The organism is Streptomyces sparsus (assembly GCF_054776295.1).
In genome coordinates, this window is record NZ_BAAHCA010000939.1 from 1 (window position 1) to 1,864 (window position 1,864).

Annotated in this window: 2 protein-coding genes; one reads left to right on the top strand and one right to left on the bottom strand. The window is 73.0% G+C overall.

Annotated features, from left to right (window positions below; all coding sequences use genetic code 11):
- Positions 1-644, bottom strand: a 644-nt coding sequence (locus ACYVE9_RS25110; RefSeq protein ID WP_461030183.1) for an aldo/keto reductase, incomplete at its 3' end; no start/stop codon positions are given.
- Between the two features lie 75 nt (positions 645-719).
- Between ACYVE9_RS25110 and ACYVE9_RS25115 the strand changes: the two genes are divergently transcribed.
- On the top strand, positions 720-1,769 hold the full coding sequence (locus tag ACYVE9_RS25115) for an LLM class F420-dependent oxidoreductase (protein WP_461030184.1): 1,050 nt from the start codon (positions 720-722) through the stop codon (positions 1,767-1,769).
- Positions 1,770-1,864: the final 95 nt, after the last annotated feature.

The window sequence follows — 1,864 nt, forward strand, 5'->3', positions numbered from 1 at the left end:
GAGGACGGCAGCAGCCCCACCCCGAGGTCGAGGGCGGCGGGCAGCACCTCGCGCTCCACGTCGCGCCGCAGCAGCGAGTACTCGGCCTGGACGCCGGCCAGCCGGTTCCGCGCACCCGGCGCGGCCAGCTGCCAGGTGGCCGCCTTGGCGAGCTGCCAGCCGCTGAAGTCGGTCACCCCCGCGTAGCGTGCCCGGCCGCTGCCCACGGCTATGTCGAGCGCGTGCAGCGTCTCCTCCAGCGGGGTGCGCGGATCGAAGGCGTGGACCTGCCACAGGTCCACGTAGTCGGTGCCCAGCCGCTCCAGGGAGGCGTCCAGAGCGGCCAGCAGCCGGCCGCGGGAGCAGTCGAAGCGGCGGTCGGGGTCGGGCACGCTGCCCGCCTTGGTGGCGATGACCAGTTCCCGGCGGGGGACGAGCCCGTCCAGCAGCCGCCCGAGCAGGTACTCGGCGCCGCCGTCGGCGTACACGTCCGCAGTGTCCACCAGGGTGCCGCCGGCCTCCCAGAAGGTCTTCAGCAGGTCGGCCGCGGTCTGCTCGGCCGAGGCGCGCCCGGCGGGATCGTCGTCCCGCCTGCCCCAGTTGAGGGTTCCCAGCCCGATCCGGGACACCCGCAGCCCCGTGTGGCCCAGCTGCTTGAGTTCCATGGGCGTTGAGAGTACTTCCGGCCACGCGCTAGAGTCCGAGGGACAAAGACGTTACTGATCAGTAAGGGGAGCGCGATGCGACTCGGGATCAACCTCGGCTACTGGGGTGCCGGGATGGACCAGGACAACCTCGCCGTCGCGCGGGAGGCGGACCGCCTCGGCTACGCCGTGTGCTGGGCCGCGGAGGCCTACGGATCCGACGCCCCCACCGTGCTGTCCTGGGTGGCCGCGCAGACCGAGCGCATCGACGTGGGCTCGGCGATCCTCCAGATCCCGGCACGCACACCCGCGATGACGGCGATGACCGCGGCCACCCTGGACTCCCTCTCCGGCGGCCGCTTCCGCCTGGGCCTGGGCGTCTCCGGGCCCCAGGTCTCCGAGGGCTGGTACGGCGTGAAGTTCGACAAGCCGCTGGCCCGCACCCGCGAGTACGTCGAGATCGTGCGCAAGGCCATGAGCCGGGAGCGGCTCAGCCACAGCGGCGAGCACTGGACGCTGCCGCTGCCGGACGGCCCCGGCAAGCCGCTGAAGCTCACCGTGCACCCGGTGCGCGAGCACATCCCGCTGTACATCGCGGCGATCGGCCCGAAGAACCTGGAGCAGACCGGAGAGATCGCCGACGGCGCGCTGCTGATCTTCTTCGCCCCCGAGCACGCCGAGGAGACGACGCTCTCCGCGCTGCGCGCCGGCCGGGAGAAGGCCGGCAAGGACCTCGACGGCTTCGACGTCTGCCCGACCGTGCCGATGGCCGTGGGCGACGACGTGGACGCGCTGGCGGACATGTTCCGCCCCTACACCGCGCTCTACGTGGGCGGCATGGGCAGCCGCAAGCAGAACTTCTACAACAAGCTCGCCCAGCGCATGGGGTACGAGAAGGAGGCCGCCGAGATCCAGGACAAGTACTTGTCCGGCGACAAGGAGGGGGCGGCCGCCGCGGTGCCCCGCGAACTCATCGACTCCACCGCACTGCTCGGCCCGGTGGAGCGGATCGCGGACCGCATGCAGCGGTACGCCGACGCGGGCGCCACCACGCTCTCGCTGGCCCCCGCCGGCTTCACCCTGGAGGAGCGCCTCACGTCGCTGCGGACGGGAGTGGAGGCGCTGGAGCGGGCCGGTCTGAGCTGACCGGCGCGCCCGGCCGGGGAGCCTCACCGGAACCGGCCGGTCGAGCGGCGGCCGGGCCCGGACCGGCACCGCCGATCTCCCCGACCGGGTGGTCC